The sequence below is a fragment of the Polaribacter sp. PL03 genome (assembly GCF_033875165.1).
In the GTDB taxonomy this organism is placed as follows: domain Bacteria; phylum Bacteroidota; class Bacteroidia; order Flavobacteriales; family Flavobacteriaceae; genus Polaribacter.
The window spans coordinates 1-2,756 of sequence record NZ_JAWZSV010000025.1; the positions used below are offsets into that span (position 1 = coordinate 1).

Below are 2,756 nucleotides of genomic sequence, written 5' to 3' on the forward strand. Positions count from 1 at the left end.
AAAACAGAAAGCAAAAGAAAAACATAAAGGTCATTAAGACATAATTGCTTTATTCCAATTGCTTTATTGACGTTGAGCCTCGGAACCCTTAACAATCCCAAAACTTGTCGAATGGTCGGCTTAATAGCTCACGCTATGCCGACATTCGTCTGCAAGTTTAGTTAAGGGTTCTTCTCAACTTCAATAAATTTTCTCGGCATAAATGCGTGGTTAAATTATGTATGTAACTATCCCCTGAATAAAAATCTAATCATGCAATGAATAAGTAATTATTATCCTTTGCTTTCATTCACACCATATTCAATACCTTAATTTTAAACATCTGAAATAATACGGATTTTTAAACACACTAAAATTCGTGACTATCTTAGTTAAACTCTGTTTAATTAAGATTTTTTATTTTTCATTGTCCAAGGGCGCACTTACACACCTAAAAAGGTGTCGTGCTAAAGCCAAAATTTGCGTGTGATAATCCAATAGTCTTATTTTGCATTTTAAGGGGGTATTTAGAACAAACTCTATATTTATATATTTTTATACCTGTATATTTATATACGCTTCTTAAAACGCAAATACGAGCAAAATAAGGGTACATCTTTCTGACATTTAACTTGTATTCAAAAGACATATCACTTAAATTACTAAAGTCATTTTAAATACAACTATTCGTATTTTTTAGATACAGACTCACAAAACGATATAACTCTTTTATATATTTTTATAATTTGATTGGAACTCCCTAAAATTTATATAACTAACAAAGTTAAATTGTTTAGCTCATTTTTGTGCGTGACCAGTGTCAATTTTTTAGACACTGCCCATTTACATGCAAATTAAAATTTTCATAATTTTTTATAGTTCCTGCGGGGACAAAACCATAATTTTTTAGATTTACATAAAATTATGGATAATATGGATAAGAGCATAAGGAAAATATGCTATCAATTAAAATTGATAGGTCTGGCAAAGCCAGACATTTTAAGCATTTCAGCTGTTTTTTTAACAATATCGATTTTTTCTATTTGTCTCACCTTTGTGACACAATATATTAGGGGCGTCTCACCTTTGTGACACAACATGTGTAAAGTGTCTCACTTTTGTCTCACCACTTTTTTAAAAAAATCATAAAAAAACGCTAACTTTTTAAGCTAACGTTTCAAATCTTTTAAATAATAATTTTGTTTTTCAAAATTCCAAATTGCCGTAATTGAATGTGCTTTTTCTTCTTCCTCTGTCGTTTTATCTTCGTCACTTGTATTAATTAAATTACCGTCTTCGGCATCGTCTAAATTTAAAATTTTATGTTTTTGTTTAAGTAATCCACCATAACTCAACATACGTTTTCGGTATAAACCTTTTTCTAAATCATCAACAATTTCTGAATCCTTTTTACTATCTCCAGTTAAATAATCTGATGACTTAACCGAGTATTTTGAAGTTTCTTTAATAGCTGCTTGAATATCTTTATCGCCTTTTTGATTTGGCTTGATCGCTTTAATATTTGCCACTGGTCGATAATCAACTTGCAATGCTTTTTGCCATAAATCGACCCATTCCGTCTGCGTAATATAATTTTCTTTTTTTCTAAAATACGCATTTTCAACACATAACAAAACGTGCATATGTTGATTATAACTTCCATCATTTTTATTAACCGTAACTTCAGTTGAACGCATAAAACCAACTAAGTTTTTACTAACTTTTTTATATTTAGTTAATCTATGAAAAGCTTTTGTTAAGTGTTTTAAACTTTGTTCTAAAGTTTCACCATCTATCGCATTTCTTGTTGAAAGAGTTAAAAACAACCAACGCGCTTTCGGCTTTTCCTTAACCACTTCTTCAATCACTCTTTGAGCTTGATAACTATTTTTCATAGCACGCCTCCAATTACAAACTGGGCATAATTTTGATTTACAAAACCATGTCTTATGTAACTTCAAATAACCCTCATCAGTCGGCTTGAACTCTAAGACGTTACCACATTGTTTTACGTTAAAAGCCTTTTTAATTTTTAAAATTTCCAGTATATCTGCATAACTCACATTATCGATTTTCTTTTCTCTCCATGGGCGTTGCTTCCCACTTTTCGTCATATCTTTTAATGTTTCATTATCTTGATTTTCGTCTATATATCCTGTAGTATAAAAATGCATATAAAAAGCCCCCAGTTTTGATTTAGATTCGACACCTTAATCATATAACTGGGGTTTTTTCATGTCAAATTTTTCTTTCACGCATAAAAAACAGTACAAACACTATCACATCAACATTTGACGGACATTTTCAAAAAGATTGTTATTTCTATATAGTATCAAGACAAGAAGAAACTCGTTTTCAACTCGTTTCTAAACCACAATGATATTTTGTTAATATCAAAATATGAAATGTAAAAACACAATTGGGTTGGTAGTCCCAATGCAAAATTTATATTTTGTCAGTAACCTTCCTCCTCAGGTCGTCCTTCATTTCATCTAAATCAGAGGAGGGACAACATGAAACTTACAATTTTTCATGATGGACAATTTTTTATTGGATTAGTTGAATATACAGAAAATCAAAAATCAATTTTTGCTAAATATACATTTGGAACAGATCCCGATAGAGAAACTATTCTAAAGTTCATAGATAAAGAACTGTTAAATTTAGTAAATAAAAGCAAAGTAAAAACTAAACGTAAGTCATCTGATAAAAAAATTAATCCAAAAAGATTGCAGCGAAAAGTAGCAAAAGAGCAAAAGAAAAAAGCGATTACTACT

General features: G+C 30.0%; 2 protein-coding genes. One reads left to right on the forward strand and one right to left on the reverse strand.

What is annotated here, in order from left to right; all coding sequences use genetic code 11:
- Positions 1-1,148 precede the first annotated feature (1,148 nt).
- Positions 1,149-2,153 (reverse strand): protein rep, encoded by a 1,005-nt coding sequence (locus tag SHK09_RS15325; RefSeq protein WP_319811667.1) that lies wholly within the window; start codon positions 2,151-2,153, stop codon positions 1,149-1,151.
- A 339-nt stretch (positions 2,154-2,492) separates the two neighbouring features.
- Between SHK09_RS15325 and SHK09_RS15330 the strand changes: the two genes are divergently transcribed.
- The coding region (locus tag SHK09_RS15330; protein WP_319811668.1) for a DUF2992 family protein at positions 2,493-2,756 on the forward strand (264 nt) is incomplete at its 3' end.

What these genes read in the sequence shown, in the direction of transcription:
- SHK09_RS15325 (WP_319811667.1), bottom strand. Translation starts at nt 2,153, where the DNA reads ATGCATTTTTATACTACAGGATATATAGACGAAAATCAAGATAATGAA.